Here is a 23,501-nt window from a genome sequence, read left to right on the forward strand (position 1 = left end):
GATATAATTTCGTAGACAGGGACTATTCCCTGTCTATTTTTTTGTGTAAGCCTGTGATAAAATAACAAAGATGCATAATTTATACCGTGGAGGTCGAGTAAGTTGAAACAAACGTTTAAAACATCATGGCTGGTAGTGATGGCGGTAATGATCACCCTGGTCGGGTTCATCCAACCGAATACTACATACGCACAGATTGATATTAAAGCAGAATCTGCTATTTTAGTAGATGCAAACAGTGGACAAGTCCTGTTTGATAAACAATCAGATGTGGCTTTGCCACCTGCCAGTATGACAAAGATGATGACAGAGTACCTGGTGCTTGAAGCGATAGAGAATGGCGAGATAAGCTGGGATACGACTACCCAGATCAGTGATTACCCATATAGCATATCTGCCGACGATACCTTTTCCGGGGTCGGTTTGAAGCAGAATAAAGATTATACGGTCCGTGAATTATATGAAGCGATGGCAATCAACTCAGATAACGCTACCACCATTGCCCTCACGGAACTGATTGCAGGATCAGAAGGCGAATTCGTCAAAATGATGAATGAAAAAGCAGAGGAAATGGGTTTAAAAGAATACCAGTTTGTCAATTCTACCGGACTGCCAAATAGTAGTTTAGGAGATAACTACCCGGAAGGGACACAACCGGATGATGACAACTTACTTTCTGCTCGGGCATCTGCTTTATTAGCTTATCATTTAGTGAATGACTATCCAGAAGCTTTGGAAATTTCCAGTATTACAGAAACAGAATTCGATGATCAGACCATTCGTAACTGGAACTGGATGCTTCCGGACATGCCTGGTTACCTGGCTCAATACGGTTATGAAGGCATGGACGGGATGAAAACAGGATATACCGACCTCGCAGGATACTGTTTTACAGGGACTGCAGAACGGGATGAAAACCGTTTGATTTCTGTAGTGATGAAGACCGATAGCGAAGAAGCCCGATTTGAAGAAACCCGTCGTTTAATGGAGTATGGTTTCCAGCAGTTCGAAAGGCAGGAGTTGTATCCAGCCGGTCATCAAAAAGATGGTGAATCCGAACTTCCTGTCGCAAAAGGAAAAGAAAAGCAGGTAGGAATTGAAACCGGGGAAGCCGTGCAAGCTATGATTAAAAACGGCGAAGAAGATAAGTATGAACTGAACTTTATTGTAAACGAAAATAAATTGAATGATGAAGACAAACTCACAGCGCCGATTGAAAAGGGAGAACAAATTGGGACAGTGGAACTTGTCTACAATGGTGAGAACTCCCATGGCAATATTCTGGACGGCCAGCAGGATGATAAGAGCATCCCGTTGGTGGCCACAGAGGCCGTCGAGAAAGCAAACTGGTTCATGCTGACGCTTGGAGCAATCGGAGACTTTTTCAGTGATATCTTCACCAGTGCTGTCGATACCGTAAAAGGATGGTTTTAATCCAGATAAAACCGGTAGGCAATTTAGTATAGAGTGCGTTATAATAATTAAATAGTGCGTGAATTTGAACTCTTTTGAAGTTAACTATATAAAGAAATGGGAGGAAATGGAGTATGTCTAAAGTAGGTACTGATTTAGTAAAACGTGGAATGGCAGAAATGCAAAAAGGTGGCGTCATCATGGATGTCGTCAACGCAGAACAGGCGAAAATCGCAGAAGAAGCAGGTGCGGTTGCCGTAATGGCACTGGAGCGTGTCCCTTCTGATATTCGTGCAGCAGGTGGAGTTGCCCGTATGGCTGATCCAACTGTTACAGAAGAAGTATTGAATGCTGTATCCATTCCAGTAATGGCAAAAGCACGTATCGGCCATATTGTAGAAGCTCGTGTTCTAGAAGCAATGGGCGTGGATTATATCGATGAAAGTGAAGTATTGACTCCGGCAGACGATATTTATCATATCAACAAAAGAGATTTCACGGTTCCTTTCGTATGTGGATGCCGTGACCTTGGAGAAGCGACCCGCCGTATTGGAGAAGGTGCTTCCATGCTTCGTACGAAAGGTGAACCAGGTACAGGGAATATCGTAGAAGCTGTCAATCATATTCGTAAAGTACAATCTCAAATCCGTCACCTTCAATCATTAGCTGAAGATGAAGTGATGGTATTTGCAAAAGAAAACGGTGCGCCATTCGAAACCCTTATGCAGATCCGTGAAGAAGGACGTCTTCCAGTCGTAAACTTTGCTGCCGGTGGAGTAGCGACACCTTCTGACGCAGCCTTGATGATGCAATTGGGAGCAGACGGTGTATTCGTCGGATCTGGTATCTTCAAGTCTGATAACCCGGAAAAATTTGCCCGTGCGATTGTTGAAGCTACCACTCATTATGATGATTACAAGCTGATTGGTGAACTTTCCAAAGGTCTTGGTACAGCAATGACTGGTATTGAAATGTCCACATTGACTGCAGCAGACCGTATGGCTGACCGCAGCGAATAAAAAGGAGACATGCATCATGACTAAAATCGGTGTATTGGGACTTCAAGGAGCGTTCCGTGAACACATTCGCTCTGTCGAAGCTTCTGGTGCTGAAGGCATCATCGTCAAGCGCGTAGAACAACTGGACGATTTAGACGGTTTAATTATCCCAGGCGGTGAAAGTACAACAATGCGCCGTCTGATCGATAAATATAATTTCCTTGAGCCATTACGTGAATTCGGCAAACAAGGAAAGCCTATTTTCGGCACATGTGCAGGCATGATTCTGCTTGCTTCTGAAATTGCAGGAACAGACAATGTCCATTTAGGACTGATGGATATCAAAGTCGAGCGCAATGCGTTTGGACGTCAGCGTGAAAGCTTTGAAACCGATTTGGATATCAAAGGAGTAGCGGAAGGATACAATGCTGTATTTATTCGTGCCCCTTATATTTTAGAAGTGGGACCGGAAGTGGATGTACTGGCTACCCACCAGGATAAAATCGTATTAGCACAGCAAGGTCATTTACTGGCTTGCGCTTTCCATCCGGAATTGACCGATGACCATCGATTGACGGCACATTTTGTCGAGATGGTAGAAGAATCAAGAAAATCACTTGCATCCTAAGTGAAAATTCGCTATTCTTTATAAACAACAATTCTATTTCCAATGCGATGACAGGAACTAGTAGCAGGTTCCCTTTTCTAAAGAGAGTCAGTGGCCGGTGAGAACTGATGAAAAGGGCTTGTGAATCCATCCATGAGCAGATTTGCTGAACTATCAGTAGGCAAATCCGGTGATTCGCCGTTATTGAAGATGAGCCGGGAGACATGTTTGTCTCCAATCAGGGTGGTATCGCGGGAATACAAGCTCTCGTCCCTATTTTTATAGGGATGAGAGCTTTTTTAATAGCTAAAATAATCATAAGGAGGAAACAACCATGCTGGACATGAAATACTTACGCAACAATTTTGATGAAGTAAAGAGCAAATTACAGAACCGCGGAGAAGACTTGTCCGATCTCGATAAATTCGGTGATCTGGACAGCCGCAGACGTGAATTGATTGCAGAAACAGAAGAATTAAAAGCAAAGCGCAATGAAGTATCAAAAGAAATATCTGTACTGAAGCGGGAAAAGAAAGATGCCGATCATATGATCAAGGAAATGCGTGAGGTAGGAGAACGTGTCAAGGAACTGGACAACGAACTGAAAGAAGTCGAAGAGCAGTTGGAGACAATGCTATTGTCTATTCCTAATATCCCGCATGAAAGTGTACCAGTTGGGGAAGATGAAGACGACAATATGGAAGCACGTCAATGGGGTGACCTTCCAGACTTCGGTTTTGAAGCTAAGCCGCACTGGGATCTGGCAACAGAACTTGATATCCTTGACTTTGAACGTGCTTCCAAGGTGACAGGAAGCCGGTTCGTATTCTATAAAGGACTTGGAGCCAGACTTGAACGAGCCCTGCTTAATTTCATGATGGACCTGCATGCAGACGAACATGGCTATCAGGAGATGCTGCCCCCATACATGGTCAACCGTACAGCGATGACAGGTACCGGTCAGCTGCCGAAATTCGAAGAAGACGCGTTCCGCATTGCTGACTGGGATTACTTCCTCGTGCCGACGGCAGAAGTGCCTGTTACGAACTATCACCGGGAAGAAATTCTGGATGCTGCAGACCTGCCAAAGAAATACGTGGCATTCAGTGCCTCTTTCCGTTCTGAAGCCGGTTCTGCCGGACGCGACACCCGTGGCTTGATCCGTCAGCACCAGTTTAATAAAGTGGAGCTTGTCCAGTTCTGCAAACCGGAAGAGTCTTATGACGTACTGGAAGAATTGACAGCCAATGCAGAAAAAGTACTACAGTTGCTGAAACTCCCTTATCGTGTTATGAGCATGTGTACCGGTGATCTTGGCTTCACTGCAGCTAAGAAGTATGATATCGAAGTATGGCTGCCAAGCTACAATACGTACCGTGAAATCAGCTCCTGCTCTAACTTTGAAGACTTCCAGGCTCGTCGTGCCGGTATCCGGTTCCGCCGTGAAGAAAAAGGCAAGCCGGAATACGTCCATACCTTAAATGGCTCTGGGTTGGCAATTGGACGTACCGTCTCTGCTATTTTAGAAAATTACCAGCAGGAAAACGGCTCCGTAATCGTACCAGAAGTCCTGCGTCCATATATGGGCGGTAAAGAAGTAATAAAATAAAAGTTATACGAACGAGCCTGAAACTAATTCAGGCTCTTTTTTTATACCGGCTGAAAGCGAGTTGTTTCCAGGCCTGCTTATGTTCTACAAATTAATTATCACAAAATTTAATCTTTTGGTTTTTGCGTTGACAGTAAGACAAGGGGCATGATATATTTTTATTTGTTGGACAAGACGGAGGAGTACCCAAGTCCGGCTGAAGGGAGCGGTCTTGAAAACCGCCAGGGGGTTTACGCCCCGCGGGGGTTCGAATCCCTCCTCCTCCGCCATATATACAAACAAAGCGCATAAAATTTGGAGATTATATGAAAAGTCGCTGCCTTAGGGTAGCGGCTTTTTTCTTTTTTCCACAAAAAAAGAAAGCCCTCACGGGGGCTTTTCTTTATTTAGTCAGTAAGCGGCTGGAGCGCCATTTCCGCGACTGATTAATGAAGTGGCCGATCTTTTCTAAGACGGGCTCGATGCTGTTTTCATCATTGATAACATCGTAGTCAGCGATATTCAAACGCAGAATCGGGCAGGAATTGAAGTTATCAATCCAATTTTCATAACGCTGGAACATCTCCTCCCAGTAAGAAACCGGAGTTTGCTGCTCCATCGGACGTCCACGATTCTGAATACGCTCTAAAATATCTTCAAACGATCCTTCTAAATAAATCAAAAGGTCAGGATGAGGGAAATATGGCGTCATCACCATGGCATCAAAAAGGTTCGTATACGTGTCATAGTCTGTTTCAGACATGGTCCCTTTTTCATAATGCATACGGGCAAAGATACCTGTATCTTCATAGATCGAGCGATCCTGGATGAATCCTCCGCCATATTCAAAGATTTTCTTCTGTTCCTTGAAGCGTTCAGCAAGGAAGTAGATTTGCAGGTGAAAGCTCCACCTTTCGAAATCATAATAAAATTTATCCAAATAAGGGTTGGTTTCGACTTTTTCTAATGAGGTACGAAAATTCAAAGCGTCAGCCAGTGCGTTGGTCATGGTAGATTTACCGACACCGACCGTGCCTGCAATCGTTATGACACTATCGTGCGGGATGCCGTAGCGTTCTCTAGCGTTCATGTGATAACTTCTCCTTTGTATAGATGGTGTTCAACCTGACCAAGAATATAGCGAAGATCATCCTGGTGTTTGACGAAATCGAGCTTATCCCCATCAATTCGAATGACTGGAATCTCTGGATGGGTCATTTCAAAGTGATTCATAAACTCTTCATAATCACGAGAAAGCTGCTCCAGATAGGAAGGCTGGATATTCGCTTCGACACCACGATTGCGCATACGAATACGCTCCAGTAGGGTGTCGAGACTTGCATCAAGATAAACCATCATGTTTGGACGCGGCATATCGTTCGTCAATATATCATAAATTTGTGTGTATTTCTCAAATTTTTGTTCCGGCAATGTACGACGTGCAAAAATCATATTCTTCGTTATATGATAATCAGCCACTACAGGCTTGTTCTGGCGTAAGTATTTCGTTTCTATATCTTCCAGTTGCTTGAACCGGTTGCATAGAAAGAACATTTCCGTCTGGAAGCTCCATTCTTCGATATCATCATAAAACTTTCCCAGAAAAGGATTCTCCTCGACGATTTCCTGCAATAGATGGAAATCAAAATGGGAGGCGATCTTTTTCGACAGGGAGGTTTTTCCGACACCGATCGGCCCTTCCACAGCAACAAAAGGCAGTTGTCCCATCTCTTCTCCTCCTTACCCAACAATCAAGAGACATAATTCGATACGTTCAGACAGACAGCTTATATTTTACCACAGAAATGGCAGGAATGGACAGGTAATGACAGAATTTGCGGTCATGAAATCTTTTCAAATCACAATATCTTTTGTATAATATACTTTGTGCCTGCTAACTTCGTGCCCCCGTAGCTCAGGGGATAGAGCATCGGTTTCCTAAACCGTGTGCCGCAGGTTCGAATCCTGCCGGGGGCGTACAACATAGAAAAGGGGCTGTCCCAAAAGTCCTCTTTTAAATGAAAAAAACCACGAAGAAATTGATTTTTCTTCGTGGTTTTTTCATTGTGAGCTTATTTCCTCCCCGAAACAGCCGGATCAACTCCGCCTGTTTCAGGAAGTTGTGGGCAATGGCGACCAGCCCAAACTCTATATTTACTTTATCGAGACCCCGGAGAAAAAATCTCCGGAACGACCGATTGCCTTTGATATGACCGAACACACTTTCCACCTCCACTTTTCGTCTGGCGTAGATTTGTGCTCCTTCGTCACACCAAAGGCTTTCCCTTGCTTCCCTCTTCAGTTGTTCATATGCCGGGTTATAGTAAACACGCCGGTTTCCTTTTGCTTTCGTGCATTTTTCTTTTATAGGGCACCCGGTACACGCTTCGCATTCATAGACCTTGAAGGCTCGCGTGTATCCGTACCGATCGGTACGGTGAGAATGGAATTGAAAAGGGACCTTTCGTCCATTCGGACAAATGTAATAATCCCCTTCTTCCTTGTACTCCCAGTTCATAACCTGGCTTGGGTCTTTCTTGAACGAACGAGACTGCTCTTTTCGCATCGTGTTATAGGGAATGAGTGTATCAAACCCTTCCTTCTTTGCGTATTTGTAATTGGTTTCTCCACCATAACCTCCATCAGCGACAATTGTATTGGGGAAAGGAAGCTCTGTAGCCTGCAGCTTTTGAATATGCGGTTCAAAACAACGGGTGTCCGTAGGACGCTGATGGATCGAGTAGCCAATAATGAATTGGTTTTCTGTTCCTGCCTGCACATTATAACCAGGTTTCAGTTGCCCGTTCTTCATATGATCTTCTTTCATTCGCATAAAGGTGGCATCGGTATCTGTCTTGGAAAAACTATTTCGATCACCGAAGGTGGCCAACTGGGTTTCATACTTTTTCAAACGAGGAAGGTAGTCCTGACTCAACGTTTTATAGATACGTCGTTTGGCACGGAATACTTCCTTTTTTTCTTTCTTCTTTTCCTTATCATTTTCTTCTTCGACGGCTTTTTCTGCCTGTTCTACCTGAGCTTCTACCTGCTCGACAACTTTTTCGAGTTGCTCCGAAGTTACTCGCTTGGCAGGAGACCCCTCATCATTGAGTATTTTTTCATCCATCTCAATGGCATCTTCAATATCCGCGAACGTTTGATTTAATTTTTCCTGTAGTTTTTCTTCGTAACGTTGGGCGGATTTTTTCCACACAAACGTGTATTTATTGGCATTCGCCTCAATTTTGGTTCCATCAAGGAAGTAGTTGTCCATGGATACGTACTCTTGGTCGATTAGAAGTTTAATCAACTCCGTGAATAAAGGTTCAATGATGGCTTTCATCCGTTCGGAGCGGAATCGGTTGATGGTTCGGAAATCTGGTGTCTGTTGGCCGGCCAGCCACATCATCGGCAGATGTTCCCGAAGAGCTTTGGCGATATCACGGCAGGAGTAGATTTTTTGCGTGTAGGCGTATAAGATAACTTTTGTCATCATTTTGGGATGATAGGAGCTCCGGCCGCCGCCTTGATATTGGGAAAAGAAGATGTCATCGTTCACCTGTTCCACCATGGCGTGAATGACCCGGACCACATGGTCCTCAGGAATTAAATCACTGAAGTCCATTGGTAGAACCAATTGCCCCATGTTATAATCAATGAAAGTAGCTGAAGAGTTACTCATAAAAAAATCGCCTCGCTTTTCGTTTTTTGTTGGTTTGATCGCTTACATTATAACGAATGAGGCGATTTTTTTGTATGTAAAAAAGAAGATTTTTGCATTGTTGATGGGCAATTTAGGCAGGGGAACGATGAGACTCCTGCGGGAGAAGCAAGGCTGACGAGGCCCCGCAGGGCGTAGCCCGAGGAGACTTGTCGTCTTCCCCGCGGAAAGGGAATCGTTTCCCAGCCCCACTTTTCCGATATCAACAATAAACGAAAAAAGCTGCCCCAATTAGTCTGTTACAGACTTATGGGACAGCCCCTTTTTTCATTTACCGGTGTGTGTAAGCGATCAGAATGACCGGTTCGCTGGAATAGGCTTTTAGCTTTTCTTCCAAGTCCTTAACTTCTTTAAGCATTTGGTCATTCAGGGTCGCTGTATTATATTCTTCCATCCCACGCAGTTGTTCTTCTAGCATCATACAACCTCTTTCCTTAATGAAGTTGCACTTAGGTTATGCAATACAATAGAAAGTAATCAGCTCACGCTGAATTTCTTCTTCGATACTTCCTGTGGCTCCCGCTCTTTCTGCTTGCGGTAAATCGTCGCAATAATCGGACCGGAAATATTGTGCCACACACTGAAAATCGCACTTGGTACGGCTGCCAATGGACTAAAATGAGCGGCAGCAAGTGTGGCCCCAAGTCCGGAGTTTTGCATGCCGACTTCAATAGAAACCGCCCGTTGTTTGGACGCATCCATCCCCATCATTCTACCAAGTCCTAGACCGATCAAGTAGCCAAGTACATTATGCAGTACTACGATGGCGAAGATAATCGCTCCAGTCGTGGCGATCTGCTGTTGATTCACTCCTACTACAGCCGTAACAATCGCAACAATGGCGATAACCGAGACTAATGGAAAAGCCTTTACTCCTGCTTCTACTTTACTCCCAAGCAACGCTTTTACGATAAAACCAAGCAATATTGGAATAAGGACGATATTGACGATCGATAAGAATAACGCACCTGGAGAAATAGGCAGCCATCTGCTTGCGAACAGTAAGACTAATAAAGGTGTCAGTACCGGTGCAAGCAAGGTAGACACAGCAGTTATCGCAACAGAAAGTGCCGTATCGCCTTTTGATAAATATGTCATGACATTCGATGACGTTCCACCTGGACAACATCCTACCAGTATAACTCCTGCCGCCACTTGAGGCGATACAGGAAGCGATACGGCAAGAATGAATGCCAATACAGGCATAATCAGAAATTGCGCTCCAACACCGATAGCAACGTCTTTTGGTCTACGAAATACTTCCTGGAAATCCTTTGCTGATAATGTCAGCCCCATGCCGAACATGATGATTCCTAATAATGGAGTAATGTAGGGAGCGATCCAGGTAAATGCCGGTGGATATAAGAAAGCAACGACGGCAAACAGGACGACCCACACCGCGAATGTACTCCCCATGAAACTGCTGATTTTCTCTAGTATCTTCAACGAAACTCACTTCCTTTTGATAAATTAATGATTGATTATACATTATAATCTGAAAAATCTAAACCTTTTTTTGATAAATTATTTAAAGCATTAATGCTTTTATTTATAAAAGCGATAGAAGTAAGGAATTCCTGCTTTATGGACATGTTCTTTCACATAAAATCATAACTATGAAATAAGCAAATAAAACAACAAGACGCCATAGGATAAAGCTTTGAAAGAAATGAGGTGATGGAGCGTTATGAAGGGTGCATTATCTGACATCAAAGTGCTTGATCTATCACGGGTTCTTGCAGGTCCATATTGCACAATGATACTTGGAGACTTGGGGGCAGAGGTTGTAAAAGTCGAAGCTCCCGGCGGCAGTGATGAAACAAGGAAATGGGGACCGCCTTTTCAGAAGGGTGTCAGTGCCTATTATTTATGTGCCAATCGAAATAAGAAAAGCATTACAGCTGATTTGAAAAGTGAAAAAGGAAAAAAGAAAATCATGGACTTAGTCCGTGATTTTGATGTGGTCATCCATAATTTCAAAGCGGGGACGATGGAACGAATGGGACTGGGTTATGACGATTTGAAACGGATGAATCCCGGGCTTGTTTATTGCAGCATTACTGGATTTGGAGAGACAGGCCCTTATAAAGATTTACCTGGATATGATTTTATTATTCAGGCCATGAGTGGGTTGATGAGTATCACGGGCGATGAGCAATCCGGCCCACAGAAAGTCGGTATAGCCATTACTGATGTGCTGACAGGACTGTACGCTTGTATCGGCATCCAGGCTGCATTACTGGAAAGAATAGCTTCCGGAAATGGTCAAAAAGTCGATCTCGCTCTCTATGATACAGCGGTTAGCTCCCTCGTCAATATCGCCAGCAATTTCCTCATGTCAGGGAAAGTGCCCAAGCGACTAGGGAACCATCATGCCAATATTGTCCCATATCAGACCTTTCCGGCGGCAGATGGAGAAATGATAGTAGCGGTGGGAAATGATCGTCAGTTCCAGCGTTTATGCAAGCTATTAGGAATGGCTGAAGTGGCAGAGGACCATCGTTTTTCTACTAACCCGGCCCGCGTGGAAAACAGAAAAGAGCTGACAGCTATTTTACAAACAGTATTCCAGAAACAGCCGGCAACCTATTGGAAAGTCCATTTAGATAAAGCGAAAATACCATGCGGTCCGATCCAGGATTTGAAGGTATTAACGAAGGATCCTCAGCTGGCGGCAAGAGAAATGTTTTTCTCTATGGCTCATCCTAGAGCTGGCGAAATTAAGATGGTAGGGAGCCCGTTGAAGTTGTCGAGAACCCCGGTTTCCTACCGGTATCATCCACCGGAAGCCGGGGAGCATCAACAGGAATTTTTTAACGAGGAGAAAAAGGAGTAAAAATAGTGAATGGAGGATACATGTATGAATTTTGACTTTACCGAAGAACAGCAATTATTACGTAAGATGACACGTCAGTTCGTGGATAAGGAAATCGTTCCGAATATGCGCACGTGGGATGAACAAGGCAGTTTTGATCCTGCTGTTCTAACCAAATTGGCGGACTTAGGACTGATGGGTGTCTGCATTCCGGAAGTATATGGCGGTAGTGGAATGGATTATAATTCCCTCGCTATTGTTTGTGAAGAACTGGAAAGGGGAGATACAGCCTTCCGTACGGCCGTATCGGTCCATATCGGGTTGAACAGTCTTACTTTGCTGCAATGGGGAAATGAAGGACAAAAACAAAGGTATCTGATTCCTCAGGCTAAAGGTGAGAAGATAGGAGCGTTTGGCCTGACAGAACCAGGGGCAGGGTCGGATGTAGCGGCGATACAGACAACAGCTGCCAATAAGGGCGATCATTATGTATTAAATGGGCAGAAAACATGGATATCGCTATGCGATACAGCTGATCATTTTATCGTTTTTGCTTATACCGATAAAAGTAAAAAACACCATGGGATATCAGCCTTTATTGTGGAACGCAGCACAGCTGGTTTTTCCTCAAAAGCTACCAAAGGAAAGCTTGGAATCCGCGCGGGTAATACCGGTGAATTATTTTTTGAAGACGTAAAAGTACCGGCAGAAAATCTACTCGGAAAAGAAGGAGACGGTTTCAAAATAGCCATGTCCGCTCTTGATAATGGCCGTTTTACGGTCGCAGCAGGAGCATGCGGTCTGATAATGGTCTGCCTGGAAGCGAGTATCGATTACTGTCATGAACGCAAAACATTTGGTCATGAAATAGGAAAACATCAATTAGTACAGCAAATGATTGCCAATATGGAGGCGGGACTCCAGATGAGCCGGTTACTCGTTTATCGTGCCGGAGAGTTGAAAAACAAAGGAAAACGAAACACGAGGGAAACTTCGTTAGCAAAATGGCAGGCTTGCGACTTTGCTAATAAAGCAGCTGATGATGCGGTTCAGGTACACGGTGCTTATGGGTATTCTAATGAATATCCTGTTGAACGACATTTACGCAATTCGAAAGCGCCTGTCATCTATGAAGGAACACGGGAAATCCATACGATCATGCAAGCGCAATATGTTCTTGGTTACCGGAAAGATAAGCCGTTGGATCATATGCTGCCAGCCTGGCCATATGAACCAGATGAGCAATAGGGGGGAGTTCTGATTGATCACTTTTGAAGCTTATGTGCCAAGTATTTATATTAACGGCAGGTGGAACAGTGCATCTTCACGAAAAAAAACACCGGTACGTAATCCAGCGACGTGGGATATCCTTACCCATGTGTCTTATGGTGATGATATCGATACAACAAATGCCATTGAAGCTGCCAGTAAAGCACAAAAACAATGGGCATCTTTGTCACCAAGGAAGCGTTCCTCTATCCTTTATAAAGCGAATCAGCTTATGAAAGAAGAGGAAGACCGTTTAGCAGCGATTCTTACAATGGAGCAGGGGAAGCCACTGCGCGAAGCAAAAGGAGAAATCAAATCGGCAGCCAGTTTCTTATTATGGTATGCCGAAGAAGCGAATCGCCTGTACGGGGAATGGATCCCGTCATCGATTGAATCAAAACGGCTTTCTGTCATTCCACAGCCTGTCGGGGTAGTGGGAGCAATCACCCCTTGGAATTTCCCGGCTTCGATGATTACCAGGAAAGTCGCTCCTGCGTTAGCGGCAGGCTGTGCTGTCGTTTTGAAACCAGCTTCTGAAACACCATTAACAGCAATTGAAATTGTAAAAATCCTTGAAAAAGCAGGGGTGCCAGACGGGGTGGTGAACCTCGTAACTGGCAATTCTGCCAAAATAGGAAATGCGTTACTCCATCATGAAGATGTCCGGCTGATTACTTTCACTGGTTCAACGGAAGTAGGCAAGCATTTAATGCGAGAAAGTGCCGATCAAGTAAAAAAACTTTCCCTTGAACTTGGGGGGCATGCCCCTATTATCGTTTTTGCCGATGCCGATTTGGATCAGGCGGCGGAAATGACATTGGCAAGTAAGTTCCGTAACAGCGGTCAGACATGTATCTGTGCAAACCGCGTGTATGTGGAAGCTGACATTTGGAATGAGTTCAAACAAGTATTAGTAGAAAAAGTAGAAGCAATGCGCCTCGGTGATGGACTTGCAGAGGAGGTGGACATGGGTCCATTGATTAACGAAGGGGCAACCGATAAAGTGCATGAGCAGGTGATGGATGCCCTCGCAAAAGGCGCTGAAATCGCATGTGGCGGTAATCTATGGGAAGGCACAGGCAAAGGACATTATTACTTGCCGACCGTCCTATCTGGCGTCAAAAACGACATGCTGGTCATGAACGAGGAGACGTTCGGTCCCATTCTTCCGCTCCAGTCCTTCACAAGTGAAGAAGATGCAATCAACGCAGCCAACGACAGCGAATATGGATTGGCCGCATACTTTTTCACGAAGAATCTTGACCGATCCGTCCGGGTCGCAGAAAAGCTGGACTACGGTATCATCGGCATCAATGATGTCTTTCCTGCTGTAGCAGAAGCACCATTCGGCGGCATCAAGCAATCGGGTTTCGGAAAAGAAGGCGGACACCATGGCATCCATGAATATGTGGAATTAAAATATATATCGATGGGAATTAAGAACTAGAGGCACCCTCTGGGAAGTTCATTTCGACTTCTCAGGTTTTTTTTATTCTCTTAAATCAGCTAAAATGTCTCATTTCCTAGAAATTTGTCTCACATAAGTTCGTCGTTTAGAAGTTTAAGCTACAGGTGTCGTAAAAAAACAGCCCGAATACCGATATTTGGTATTCGGGCTGTTTTATCTATGTGTTCTTTCTATATTTACTTCCATTGTTTTGTTTCTTTAATGTTCACACCACGCTTTGCCATCTCTTCAATATAATTATTTCCCGGGACGATTTGTTCCGGAGGATAGACACCACGCTTCTCAATCGTGCCATTTCCGAGCATTTGAGCGACTACAGATATAGTATTGGCCGTAGCTCTCGCCATTGCTGTTACGTTATTTTTCCGATCTTTAAAGGTAGCCATTTCGTAAGTGTAAGTAGTGGCATGCCCGTCTTTTTCTCCCGATACTAACACCCTTAGAAGGACAGCATCATCCTTCTCCTTTAAATCAACTATCGGATCCAACACTTTCAGGAATACTTCCCGAGGGCTTACTTTTGCTCCTTTAACTTCAACAAAATAATCATTTCTTGTCAGGTTCAAATCGACAAGGAGCTTGAATTTTTCAGCGTGGCCAGGGTAGCGGATCGTCTTATATTCTAGCGTATCTAAGTAAGGGTAGGAGTAGGATAAGGTGGATGTACCCCCGGCAGTATGGAAAGCTTCTAATGGACCGAACTTTTCAAAGTTTATGCGTTCAATTTCTGATAAAGAAGGGATCTCCTGTTTCATTCCATTTCGAATAATCAGAGCGGGATCGGTATAGTGATCGAAAACACCTTCCATGGAAAAGACATGATTATATTCAAAAGGAGGTTCCGGCTGGACAGGGATGCCGCCAACATATAGTTTAATAGATTTCGCTTGATCAAGCTTGCTGACGCCATATCCCGACAAAATATTTATCATACCAGGAGCAACCCCTAAGTCCGGGATTAATGTGACACCGGCGGCCTTTGCTTCTTCCTTGAGCTTTAAGACTTTGTCCGTCATATGGCCGATATGGCCTCCTAAATCGACAGAATGGACACCGGCTTCGATTGCTTTTTTGGCGACAATTTCATTGAATGAGTAAAACAGCGCGTTGATCACTACGTCATAATTTTTGATAAAGTCCCCTAATTCCGTTTCATTGGTGGCATCGAGCTGAGCAGCACCAAGGATGGGACTGTTCAGCTGCCGGCACACGTCTTTCGCTTTCTGATAATCAACATCCGCCAGTGCGACATGTTTCACGCTCGGACTTTGCACCAAGTCGCGGGCGGCTTCCTTTCCCATAAGCCCGGAACCTAATACGGCTACCTTCATATAAAAACCTCCTTCACTTACTTGAAAAATACTCTATTGTTCGGTGTCGATTTGTGCCCGTTGCAATTTACCGCTGAAATCGACATAGACGCTCTTCCATTCGGTAAATACGTCTAATGCAGCGAGTCCAGAATCACGGTGTCCGTTTCCTGTCCCTTTTGTACCCCCGAATGGCAGATGGATTTCAGCGCCGATCGTTCCGGCATTGACATAAACGATTCCTGTATCCAGATCGCGCTGGGCAGCGAATACCTTGTTCACATTTTGGGTGAAGATGGAGCTCGATAACCCGTAGCTTACTTCATTATTGATCTCGACCGCTTCTTCGAGACTTTCTACTTCAATTAAAGAAACGACAGGGCCGAAAATTTCTTCCTTCGCAATCCGCATCGTGCGATCCACATCGGTAAATAGCGTAGGGGCGTAGTAATAACCAGCATCTTCTTTATCCTCATGAAGCGTATAGCCTCCAGCTAGAAGTACAGCGCCTTCTTGTCTTCCGATTTGTACGTAGCGGTCGATTTTTTCTAGCGCGCCAGCATTAATGATTGGGCCGACCTTCACCGTCTCATCGAGTCCGTTACCAACCGTCAGCTTCTCCATTTCTGTCATCAGACGCTCCGTTAATTCTTCCTTCACATCTTTGTGGACGATGACCCGGCTGCAGGCGGTACAACGCTGGCCGCTTGTTCCGAACGCGCTCCAGAGAATTCCTTCGACAGCTAATGATAGATCGGCATCATCCATGACAATGACGGCATTCTTACCGCCCATTTCCAGGGATACTTTTTTTAGCTTCATCCCACACTTACTCGCGATATTCTTCCCAGTCTCGTTCGAACCGGTAAAAGAAATGACCCGGATGGTGTCATCAGCTACCATCGCTTCCCCGACATCACTGCCAGAGCCGAACACGACATTCAATACGCCATTTGGCAATCCGGCTTCTTCAAAAATTTTCGCCAGCTCATAGGCCATAATCGGTGTCTCGGTTGCCGGCTTCCAGATGACGGCATTGCCAGCAACGATAGCCGGGAAGGACTTCCAGGTTGCAATAGCAATCGGGAAATTCCACGGCGTAATGATACCGACAACTCCCACGGGAGCACGGACACTCATAGCAAATTTATTCTTCAATTCTGATGGGGTAGTTTGTCCAAACAGTCGGCGACCTTCGCCAGCCATATAAAAAGCCATATCGATGCCTTCCTGGACTTCTCCTCGTGCTTCTTCCAGTACTTTTCCGTTTTCCATCGTCAACAGTCTGGACAGGTGTTCTTTTCTTTCTTTCATCATGCTGCCGACCCGGTATAGCAATTCTGCCCGCTGTGGAGCCGGAACAAGTGCCCATTCTTTCTGCGCCTTTTTAGCAGATTTGACAGCGGCTTGTACATCATTTTCCGTTGATAAAGGTACTTTTGTGATTGTCTGTCCAGTTGCCGGATTTACAACAGCTGTATAGTTGTTACGATCCGGCAGCACCCATTGTCCATCAATGTAATTGACCAGTTTCTTCTCGATATTGACCATAAGAAACCCTCCCAATAAAAATAAATATGACGTTTACTTTTTTCTTAAATCTTCGATTGTCCGCTTCGCTGAAATTTGATTCTGATCCATCGGCACTTCAATGACAGTCGGCCGATCATTATTAACCGCCTTACTTAAGACATATTTAAAATCCTCCAGACTATTCACGAAAAAACCGTCGGCTTCCACACTTTTGGCTATTTTGGAAAAATGAACGGTACCTAAATCGGTCCCCGATACGCGATGAGGAAAGTGAATCTCCTGATGCATGCGGATGGTTCCGTACATCTGGTTGTTAAAAACGATACTGATTACAGGAATCTGGTAACGGACCGCTGTTTCTATTTCCTGCATCGTCATCATGAAGCCGCCATCCCCTGATAAGGAAACGACTGTTTTATCCGGGGAGGCGAGTTTGGCACCTAACGCTGCCGGCATCCCGTATCCCATTGCACCCGATGTCGGGCCTACATAGGTCTTTTTCTGTTTGAACTGGTAAAAGCTATGGAGCCAGCCGGCAAAATTGCCAGCATCATTGGTAATAATCGCATCTCCCGGCAGCATTTCCTGCAGACAAGTAATCACCTGGTTATTGGTGATTGTTTCGCTATCATCTGGTGCTAGGCAGGAGGCGGCTTCGTAACAACTTCTTCTTTCCTGCACCCACGGTTTCCAAATTGGAGAAGCGATTTTCGTTGCAGCATTCATAAGCTGCAGTGCTGATTTCATATCAGCTACAATCCCCAGGTCAGGAGCGAAGGATTTTCCCAGCACCGATGGCGTGATATCGATATGAATCAACGTTTGTTCCGGTGAGATAACCGAATAATCCTGTGTCGTCACTTCAGAAAGACGTGTACCTAGCGCCAACAGTACGTCTGCCTGCCGTACGGTATCCAGTACTCCTGGATTGGTTCCCAGCCCAAGATGTCCCACGTATAAAGGATGGTCGTTTGGAAAAACATCCTGTCTCCGGAACGCAGACAAAACCGGCAGGCTGTTTGCTTCCGCAAAAGCGAGCAGCTTGTCTTCTGCATCCGCATGTTTTATACCTCCGCCGGCAATGATCACTGGTTTTTTCGCTTGTTGCAGGTAGCTGTTCACTATTTCAATCTCTTCTAAAGAAGGGGAAGGTCTCGGTTTGCTAACCGGAGCAGCGAATGTCATGTTTTCTTTAAAACGAAGAACATCTTCCGGAAGTGAAACGATGACAGGACCAGGGCGACCAGTCTGGGCAATCCGAAAAGCTCGCTGTACCAGCTCAGGAATTCGCCCGGCATGGGTGATTTCCACAGCCCATTTAGAAATAGGCTGGAAAAACTGGACTAAATCCACTTCCTGAAACCCTTCCCGGCCTAAAAAATGGCTGTCTACTTGTCCTAAAAACACCACCATCGGGGTCGAATCCTGGTAGGCGGTATGGACACCTATCGACAAATTGGCAGCCCCGACGCCTCGAGTCGCCATCACGACCCCAGGTTTGCCGGATGCTTTGGCATATCCTTCTGCCATGAAGGAGGCTCCTCCCTCATGACGGGCAGAAATCAATTGGATGCCCGGTTCCCCGTAGAGTTCATCTAACACAGGTAAATAGCTTTCTCCGGGAACACAGAAAACTTTTTCGATGCCTTCATTTTTTAAACACGTGACAACCCCTTTGGCGCCACTCATTCTGGAGGCTTGGTTTGGTGGTTTCATACATCAACGCTCCTTGCTATTCAATGCTTTTATCCGCTCAGCTGCTTCCCGTAGTCGTTCTTCACCGACCGATAGGGAAATTCGGAAGTACTTATCACCGGACGGGCCAAAAGCAATTCCAGGAGTTATAATCACTCCTGCTTCTTCCAGCATGCGCTCGGCAAAAGAAGAAGAGGTAAATCCTTTTGGTACCGGCGCCCAGATGAAGAAGGTTCCTCGTGGCTTAGTCACCTTGATACCAAGCTCCTGTAACGCATCCAGCATGATGGCCATCCGTTTTTCATAAACAGCAACGTTTTCTTTTACCGCAGAAAAGTCGCTCATTAAAGCAGCCGCCCCCGCCTTTTGAATCGGGAGAAACTGGGATGTATCTGTGTTGCTTTTTACGATCGACAGGGCTTTGATCAACTCTCTGTTGCCTGCGACATAGCCGATCCGCCAGCCAGTCATGTTGAAACTTTTCGATAAGGAACCAAATTCCACTGCAATGTCTTTCGCACCGTTACTCTCCAGTACACTTGGTGCCTGATAGCCGTTATAGGTTAGTGCACTGTAGGCGGCGTCATGAAGAAGAGCAACATCATGCTGTTTAGCAAAGACCACCGCCTCGTCAAAGACGGAACGATCGACGGTAGCGGCTGTCGGATTGCCCGGGTAGTTCAAAAACATCAGCGAAGCGTTCTTCCAATCGGCTTTTGACACGTGATCAAACATTGGCCGGTAGTGGTTATCTGCATCCAGCGGCAGATAAGTGGTTGTCCCACCGGCTAAATGGACAGCAGAACGATAAACCGGATAACCAGGATCAGGAACCAAAGCGGTTTCACCTGGGTTCAGGACGGCAGTGGCCATGTGGGCAAGTCCTTCTTTTGAACCGATGAGCGCAAGGATTTCTGTATCAGGATCCAGTTCTACCTGATAGGTTCTTTTATAAAAGCCGGCGACCGCCTGACGGAATTCCTGGCAGCCGTTGTAGGAGGAGTAGACATGGTTGGCGGGTTTCTGGGCTTCTTTAGCCAGCTGGTCAATAATGAACGCAGGCGTAGGCAAATCTGGCGCTCCAATGCCTAAGTCAATTACATCAACTCCCTGGCTTTCTAATGCTTTTTTCTTCTGCTGAAAGATCGAGAATAAATATGGGGGTAAACTGGTGACACGATTAGAAATTGGCGGCAAATCATCCTCCCCTTTGACAATCAAATATAGTTCATTATATGAGGGGAGATGTCCGGTTTATGTTTGAAACTGCCAGATAGTGTATGAATGGAAAAAGTGGCAATATTTTTATAATGAAGGAAGGTGGAGGGCGTGTTAGATTGTAATGGATAGAAATCGAAGGAGGTTTTTTTAACCATGACTATCAAAAAAATAATTGTGACATCCCTTACAGCCATCATGGCCTTAGCAGCGACGATTCCAGCAAATGCTGCAAGTGGACAAGGATATACAGTCAAAGAAGGGGACTCTTTGTATAAAATTGGAACAAAGTACGGAGCATCTGTTGTTGATATCAAACAAGCGAATGGTAAAACCGATAACAATATCAACCCTGGGGAACAGTTGACGATCCCTGTAACTGTTTCAGAAGCGGAGAAAGATGTACTTGCAAGACTGGTAGAGGCAGAAGCGAAAGGTGAATCTTATGACGGGAAAGTGGCTGTAGCTGCTGTTGTGTTGAACCGAGTGGACAGCAGTCTCTTCCCTGACAGTATCAACGATGTCATTTACGACGGTTATCAGTTCTCGCCTGTGCTGAATGGAACTATCAACCAGCCGGCGAGTGAAGAGTCCAAAAAAGCGGTCAATGAAGCGATTGCGCATCATGGCCTAGGCTATGGTTCCCTGTATTTCTTCAACCCGGATAAGGCGAACAATGAATACTTGAACCAAAGAGAAGTAACAAATGTAATCGGCAACCATGTATTTGCCAGATAAATAATATTAAAAAAGCTGAGACACAGGAATTTGAACCTGTGCCTCAGCTTTTTTTACTTCATAATTCTATTTTCATATAAAAAATATTGAATTTCGGTCTACTTATCACAGAAATTATTTAACGGGTACGGTTTGACAGGCAAGACGATAACCGTTTTCTAACTCTGATTCGATCTGCTGATATTCTTTGGGCGTCGGTTTATTTACGGATTCTGTTCCAGTTACAAGCTCCACTTTACAGCGCGTGCAGTTGCCTTTCTGGCATTTGTAATCCAACGGCACTTCCTGTTCAAATGCTGTAGCAAGCAGTGATTTCCCTTTTACCGGTTCAATATCATAAGTTTCTCCATTTTGTTTTACCCGAATCGTATTCATGATGAAAAACTCCCCTTTAAGTAGTGTTTATTATAAAGTTCTCTATAGCCTATTGTATGGTTTCCTCCTGTTTCCTACAAGCAGCCTTTTTTTCTCCTTCATAATAAAGCAAAAATAGGTAAACATAATTTCAAGAATGGTGCAAAAAATAACGGTTGTAAAAAAAAGTAAGGAGAGATGAATATGACTGTCATTAGCGATGTGAAACAAACAGTCGCCGGATTAAAGAGCGCACAGGCAAACTTTGAAACCTTTGCCCTTGGCACAGAAAATCAACAAGCCAAGCAACTGTATCAGCAGGCTGCCCAGCAGACACAGGCAATTATCGACAGTGTCGAGCCACGTGTTACTGAAATCGAGCAAGAAGAACCTCAATATAAACAGCAATAGGCAAGGACAGATAAGGTTAGCGAACTGCTAACCTTATTCTGCCATGGACCGCTGTAAGGTGGTGGAGAGAATATGAAAAAAATAATGACCGGAATACTTATGTTGGCATACCTGTTGGGATGTCAGGCTGGAGGCAATGAGGAAACACAAGAAATGAATGAGCCTATGCAAATGGCAAGTAACAATAAGTTGAATCAGGCTGTCTCTGAACAGGCTGATCGATCTCTACGAAACAAAAATAATTTAACTGATGTCCAAGTCGTCAATGATGACAAACAGTTGCTGATTGCTGCACAAATTCCCCATAATGAGCGACTCCATATGAAAAGAATAGAGAAGGATTTGACGAAGCAGGCGGAGGAGAAGTTTCCGAAGTATCAAGTTACGCTCTCCCTTGATAAGAAAATCCACCTGGAAGTGATGAAACTGAAGAAAAAGATGGCAGAAGGAACCATCGATCGTAAAAAGCTATCGAAAGAGCTGGACCGACTGATCAAACTTTCCAAAGAAAAAACATAAAGTAGGTGGCTTCATGGCTAATAATAAGAAAAAAAATCTGACTCCAGTTCAACAGGAATATCAACAATTTCAATCCGAACGCGAAGTGAAGAGACCGGTAGTTAAAAACTGTATCAAGGCCTTTTTCGTTGGTGGGTTAATCTGTTTAATCGGGCAGTTCATCCAGACTTTTTTTATCTACAACTTTGACTTCACCGAGCAGACTGCCGGAAACCCTACCGTTGCCGTCATGATATTCATCGCCATGCTGTTAACAGGGTTTGGTGTCTATGACCGCCTCGCTCAATTTGCCGGTGCAGGCTCTGCCGTTCCAGTTACAGGCTTTGGTAATGCGGTCATTTCTGCTGCGATTGAACATAGAAGTGAAGGGCTTATTTTAGGTGTAGGTGGCAATATGTTTAAGTTAGCAGGTTCGGTCATTATGTCAGGTGTATTCGCTGCGTTCATAGTTGCTCTCATTAAGACTTTATTGATTCAATGGGGTGCTTTGTGATGCGGACGTGGGAATTTGAACAGCGGCCGGTCATCGTATCAACCGGTACGGTCGGCGGTCCATTTGAAGCGAATGGTCAGCTGGCCGATGATTTTGATACTTTGCATGGTGACCTGTGGCTGAATGAAGATACCTATGAAAAAGCGCACAAAGTGCTATTTGAGGAAGCATCGCTTAGAGCGCTAGAAAAGGCTGGTCTCGCTAAAGAAAAAGTTGACTTTTTTATAGGCGGTGATTTGATCAATCAGATCACGCCGACAAGCTTCACAGCAAAAACAATCGGTGCGGGCTATTTTGGTTTGTTCGGCGCCTGTTCCACTTCGATGGAAGGGCTGGCACTAAGCGCTTTTATCATCAATAACGGGGGCGCGAAATGCATAGTGACAGGCTCAGCCAGCCATAATGCCGCTGTGGAAAAACAATTTCGTTATCCGACAGAGTACGGGGCACAAAAACCGCCGACTTCCCAGTGGACGGTAACAGGTGCAGGCGCGTCAGTAGTAATGGCTCAGGGAGAAGGTCCCGTTGTCACTTCGGCCACCATTGGAAAGGTCGTCGATATGGGCCTTACGGATCCGATGAATATGGGAGGAGCGATGGCACCTGCCGCTGTCGATACAATTGAAACCCATTTTCGCGACCGGAATATTGATGCTTCCCATTACGACTTGATTGCTACGGGCGACCTCGGGCACATTGGCCGGGAAGTGGCCTTCGACTTGTTGAAAAAACATGGAACAGATATTTCTGAAGAAAAATTCCAGGATTGCGGGCTGATGATTTACAGGGAGAACCAGCCGGTACTGGCAGGGGCAAGCGGTGCAGGATGTTCAGCAGTCGTCACCTACGGTCATTTATTGAACCGGATGAAAAAAGGGGAATTGAGGCGGATATTAGTAGTAGCAACCGGTGCCTTATTATCTCCCTTGACTTTTCAACAAGGGGAAACCATTCCATGTATCGCCCATGCAGTTTCGATTGAATATGGGGGTGGGAGCTTATGATTTTTTTCTGGGCGTTTGTAGTTGGAGGAATCATTTGTGTGATCGGTCAAATCATGTTTGATGTCTTCAAATTGACTCCTGCCCACACCTTAAGTGCGTTAGTAGTGGCAGGAGCTGTTTTGGATGGATTTGGATTGTACGAACCATTAATCGATTTTGCAGGGGCCGGGGCGACCATCCCAATCACAAGCTTTGGAAACGCCCTTGTCCACGGAGCGATGGAAGAAGCACAAAAACACGGACTTGTCGGGGTAGTGACCGGAATGTTTGAAGTAACGAGTGCAGGTATTTCAGCTGCCATCATTTTCGGGACGCTTGCTGCCCTCATTTTCAAGCCAAAAGGATAA

At 45.0% G+C, this 23,501-nt stretch carries 23 protein-coding genes, 2 tRNA genes and 1 other annotated feature; of the genes, 15 read left to right on the forward strand and 10 right to left on the reverse strand.

All coding sequences use genetic code 11. From position 1 onward, the window contains the following. Nucleotides 1-102 precede the first annotated feature (102 nt). From B9Y67_RS10525 to B9Y67_RS10545, 5 genes are all read left to right on the forward strand, one after another. The gene (locus tag B9Y67_RS10525; RefSeq protein WP_254901774.1) at nt 103-1,434 is read left to right on the forward strand and encodes a serine hydrolase; all 1,332 of its coding nucleotides are present in this window, start codon (nt 103-105) and stop codon (nt 1,432-1,434) included. A 113-nt stretch (nt 1,435-1,547) separates the two neighbouring features. Further along, nucleotides 1,548-2,432, forward strand: coding sequence for a pyridoxal 5'-phosphate synthase lyase subunit PdxS (gene pdxS, locus B9Y67_RS10530; protein WP_062443660.1), 885 nt, complete (start codon nt 1,548-1,550; stop codon nt 2,430-2,432). Between the two features lie 16 nt (nt 2,433-2,448). Next, nucleotides 2,449-3,039: a pyridoxal 5'-phosphate synthase glutaminase subunit PdxT gene (gene pdxT, locus B9Y67_RS10535; protein ID WP_085506642.1), complete on the forward strand. Its 591-nt coding sequence runs from the start codon at nt 2,449-2,451 to the stop codon at nt 3,037-3,039. A 38-nt stretch (nt 3,040-3,077) separates the two neighbouring features. Then, nucleotides 3,078-3,296, forward strand: a binding site (T-box leader). Nucleotides 3,297-3,352: 56 nt separating this feature from the next. Continuing rightward, complete coding sequence (gene serS, locus B9Y67_RS10540; protein ID WP_085506643.1) at nt 3,353-4,627, forward strand: serine--tRNA ligase; 1,275 nt, start codon at nt 3,353-3,355, stop codon at nt 4,625-4,627. Between the two features lie 176 nt (nt 4,628-4,803). Further along, nucleotides 4,804-4,896, forward strand: a tRNA-Ser gene (locus B9Y67_RS10545). Nucleotides 4,897-5,009: 113 nt separating this feature from the next. Here the strand turns inward: B9Y67_RS10545 and B9Y67_RS10550 are convergent. Both B9Y67_RS10550 and B9Y67_RS10555 read right to left on the reverse strand, forming a co-directional pair. Then, nucleotides 5,010-5,696, reverse strand: coding sequence for a deoxynucleoside kinase (locus B9Y67_RS10550; RefSeq protein WP_085506644.1), 687 nt, complete (start codon nt 5,694-5,696; stop codon nt 5,010-5,012). Further along, the gene (locus B9Y67_RS10555) at nt 5,693-6,334 is read right to left on the reverse strand and encodes a deoxynucleoside kinase (protein WP_085506645.1); all 642 of its coding nucleotides are present in this window, start codon (nt 6,332-6,334) and stop codon (nt 5,693-5,695) included. The genes B9Y67_RS10550 and B9Y67_RS10555 overlap by 4 nt, the downstream gene beginning before the upstream one ends. Before the next feature lie 176 nt (nt 6,335-6,510). Between B9Y67_RS10555 and B9Y67_RS10560 the strand changes: the two genes are divergently transcribed. Beyond that, nucleotides 6,511-6,583: transfer RNA gene (locus B9Y67_RS10560), tRNA-Arg, on the forward strand. A 37-nt stretch (nt 6,584-6,620) separates the two neighbouring features. On the opposite strand, the gene B9Y67_RS10565 is transcribed toward B9Y67_RS10560, so the two are convergent. The 3 genes from B9Y67_RS10565 to B9Y67_RS10570 form a co-directional block, all read right to left on the reverse strand. Then, the gene (locus B9Y67_RS10565) at nt 6,621-8,288 is read right to left on the reverse strand and encodes an IS1182 family transposase (RefSeq protein ID WP_254901763.1); all 1,668 of its coding nucleotides are present in this window, start codon (nt 8,286-8,288) and stop codon (nt 6,621-6,623) included. 310 nt (nt 8,289-8,598) lie between these two features. Beyond that, nucleotides 8,599-8,745: a hypothetical protein gene (locus B9Y67_RS20685; RefSeq protein ID WP_176223956.1), complete on the reverse strand. Its 147-nt coding sequence runs from the start codon at nt 8,743-8,745 to the stop codon at nt 8,599-8,601. A gap of 59 nt (nt 8,746-8,804) precedes the next feature. After that, a complete protein-coding gene (locus B9Y67_RS10570; protein ID WP_139823772.1) occupies nt 8,805-9,773 on the reverse strand; it encodes a bile acid:sodium symporter family protein in 969 nt (322 codons plus the stop codon). 241 nt (nt 9,774-10,014) lie between these two features. Here B9Y67_RS10570 and B9Y67_RS10575 point away from each other — a divergent pair, with 241 nt between their 5' ends. The 3 genes from B9Y67_RS10575 to B9Y67_RS10585 are packed head-to-tail and all read left to right on the forward strand — an operon-like array spanning nt 10,015 to nt 13,858. Next, entirely contained in the window at nt 10,015-11,163 is a 1,149-nt protein-coding gene (locus B9Y67_RS10575; RefSeq protein WP_085506646.1) for a CaiB/BaiF CoA transferase family protein, read from the forward strand. 24 nt (nt 11,164-11,187) lie between these two features. Further along, on the forward strand, nt 11,188-12,390 hold the full coding sequence (locus tag B9Y67_RS10580) for an acyl-CoA dehydrogenase family protein (RefSeq protein ID WP_085506647.1): 1,203 nt from the start codon (nt 11,188-11,190) through the stop codon (nt 12,388-12,390). 13 nt (nt 12,391-12,403) lie between these two features. Then, entirely contained in the window at nt 12,404-13,858 is a 1,455-nt protein-coding gene (locus B9Y67_RS10585; RefSeq protein ID WP_085506648.1) for an NAD-dependent succinate-semialdehyde dehydrogenase, read from the forward strand. Nucleotides 13,859-14,055: 197 nt separating this feature from the next. Here B9Y67_RS10585 and B9Y67_RS10590 read toward each other — a convergent pair whose 3' ends face one another. The 4 genes from B9Y67_RS10590 to B9Y67_RS10605 are packed head-to-tail and all read right to left on the reverse strand — an operon-like array spanning nt 14,056 to nt 19,638. Then, entirely contained in the window at nt 14,056-15,210 is a 1,155-nt protein-coding gene (locus B9Y67_RS10590) for a saccharopine dehydrogenase family protein (protein ID WP_085506649.1), read from the reverse strand. A gap of 33 nt (nt 15,211-15,243) precedes the next feature. Then, entirely contained in the window at nt 15,244-16,740 is a 1,497-nt protein-coding gene (locus B9Y67_RS10595) for an aldehyde dehydrogenase family protein (protein ID WP_085506650.1), read from the reverse strand. A gap of 33 nt (nt 16,741-16,773) precedes the next feature. Then, nucleotides 16,774-18,438: a thiamine pyrophosphate-dependent enzyme gene (locus B9Y67_RS10600; protein ID WP_085506651.1), complete on the reverse strand. Its 1,665-nt coding sequence runs from the start codon at nt 18,436-18,438 to the stop codon at nt 16,774-16,776. A gap of 3 nt (nt 18,439-18,441) precedes the next feature. Beyond that, nucleotides 18,442-19,638 carry an LL-diaminopimelate aminotransferase gene (locus B9Y67_RS10605; RefSeq protein WP_441007555.1) on the reverse strand — a complete coding sequence of 399 codons (1,197 nt, stop codon included), beginning with the start codon at nt 19,636-19,638 and terminating at the stop codon, nt 18,442-18,444. A 153-nt stretch (nt 19,639-19,791) separates the two neighbouring features. Here B9Y67_RS10605 and B9Y67_RS10610 point away from each other — a divergent pair, with 153 nt between their 5' ends. Next, a complete protein-coding gene (locus tag B9Y67_RS10610; protein WP_176223957.1) occupies nt 19,792-20,373 on the forward strand; it encodes a cell wall hydrolase in 582 nt (193 codons plus the stop codon). A gap of 114 nt (nt 20,374-20,487) precedes the next feature. Here B9Y67_RS10610 and B9Y67_RS10615 read toward each other — a convergent pair whose 3' ends face one another. Beyond that, nucleotides 20,488-20,748 (reverse strand): 2Fe-2S iron-sulfur cluster-binding protein, encoded by a 261-nt coding sequence (locus B9Y67_RS10615; protein WP_085506653.1) that lies wholly within the window; start codon nt 20,746-20,748, stop codon nt 20,488-20,490. Between the two features lie 183 nt (nt 20,749-20,931). Here B9Y67_RS10615 and B9Y67_RS10620 point away from each other — a divergent pair, with 183 nt between their 5' ends. The 5 genes from B9Y67_RS10620 (at nt 20,932) to spoVAE (ending at nt 23,501) form a co-directional block, all read left to right on the forward strand. Then, nucleotides 20,932-21,138, forward strand: a complete 207-nt coding sequence (locus B9Y67_RS10620) for a DUF1657 domain-containing protein (protein ID WP_085506654.1) — start codon at nt 20,932-20,934, stop codon at nt 21,136-21,138. Between the two features lie 72 nt (nt 21,139-21,210). Further along, a complete protein-coding gene (locus B9Y67_RS10625; RefSeq protein ID WP_085506655.1) occupies nt 21,211-21,657 on the forward strand; it encodes a YhcN/YlaJ family sporulation lipoprotein in 447 nt (148 codons plus the stop codon). Nucleotides 21,658-21,670: 13 nt separating this feature from the next. Beyond that, complete coding sequence (gene spoVAC / locus B9Y67_RS10630) at nt 21,671-22,150, forward strand: stage V sporulation protein AC (protein ID WP_085506656.1); 480 nt, start codon at nt 21,671-21,673, stop codon at nt 22,148-22,150. Then, nucleotides 22,150-23,154 carry a stage V sporulation protein AD gene (gene spoVAD / locus B9Y67_RS10635; protein WP_085506657.1) on the forward strand — a complete coding sequence of 335 codons (1,005 nt, stop codon included), beginning with the start codon at nt 22,150-22,152 and terminating at the stop codon, nt 23,152-23,154. The genes spoVAC and spoVAD overlap by 1 nt, the downstream gene beginning before the upstream one ends. Continuing rightward, nucleotides 23,151-23,501 (forward strand): stage V sporulation protein AE, encoded by a 351-nt coding sequence (gene spoVAE / locus B9Y67_RS10640; RefSeq protein WP_085505145.1) that lies wholly within the window; start codon nt 23,151-23,153, stop codon nt 23,499-23,501. Before spoVAD ends, spoVAE begins: the two co-directional genes overlap by 4 nt.

The organism is Thalassobacillus devorans, from assembly GCF_900176565.1.
GTDB classification, from domain to species: domain Bacteria; phylum Bacillota; class Bacilli; order Bacillales; family Halobacillaceae; genus Thalassobacillus; species Thalassobacillus devorans_A.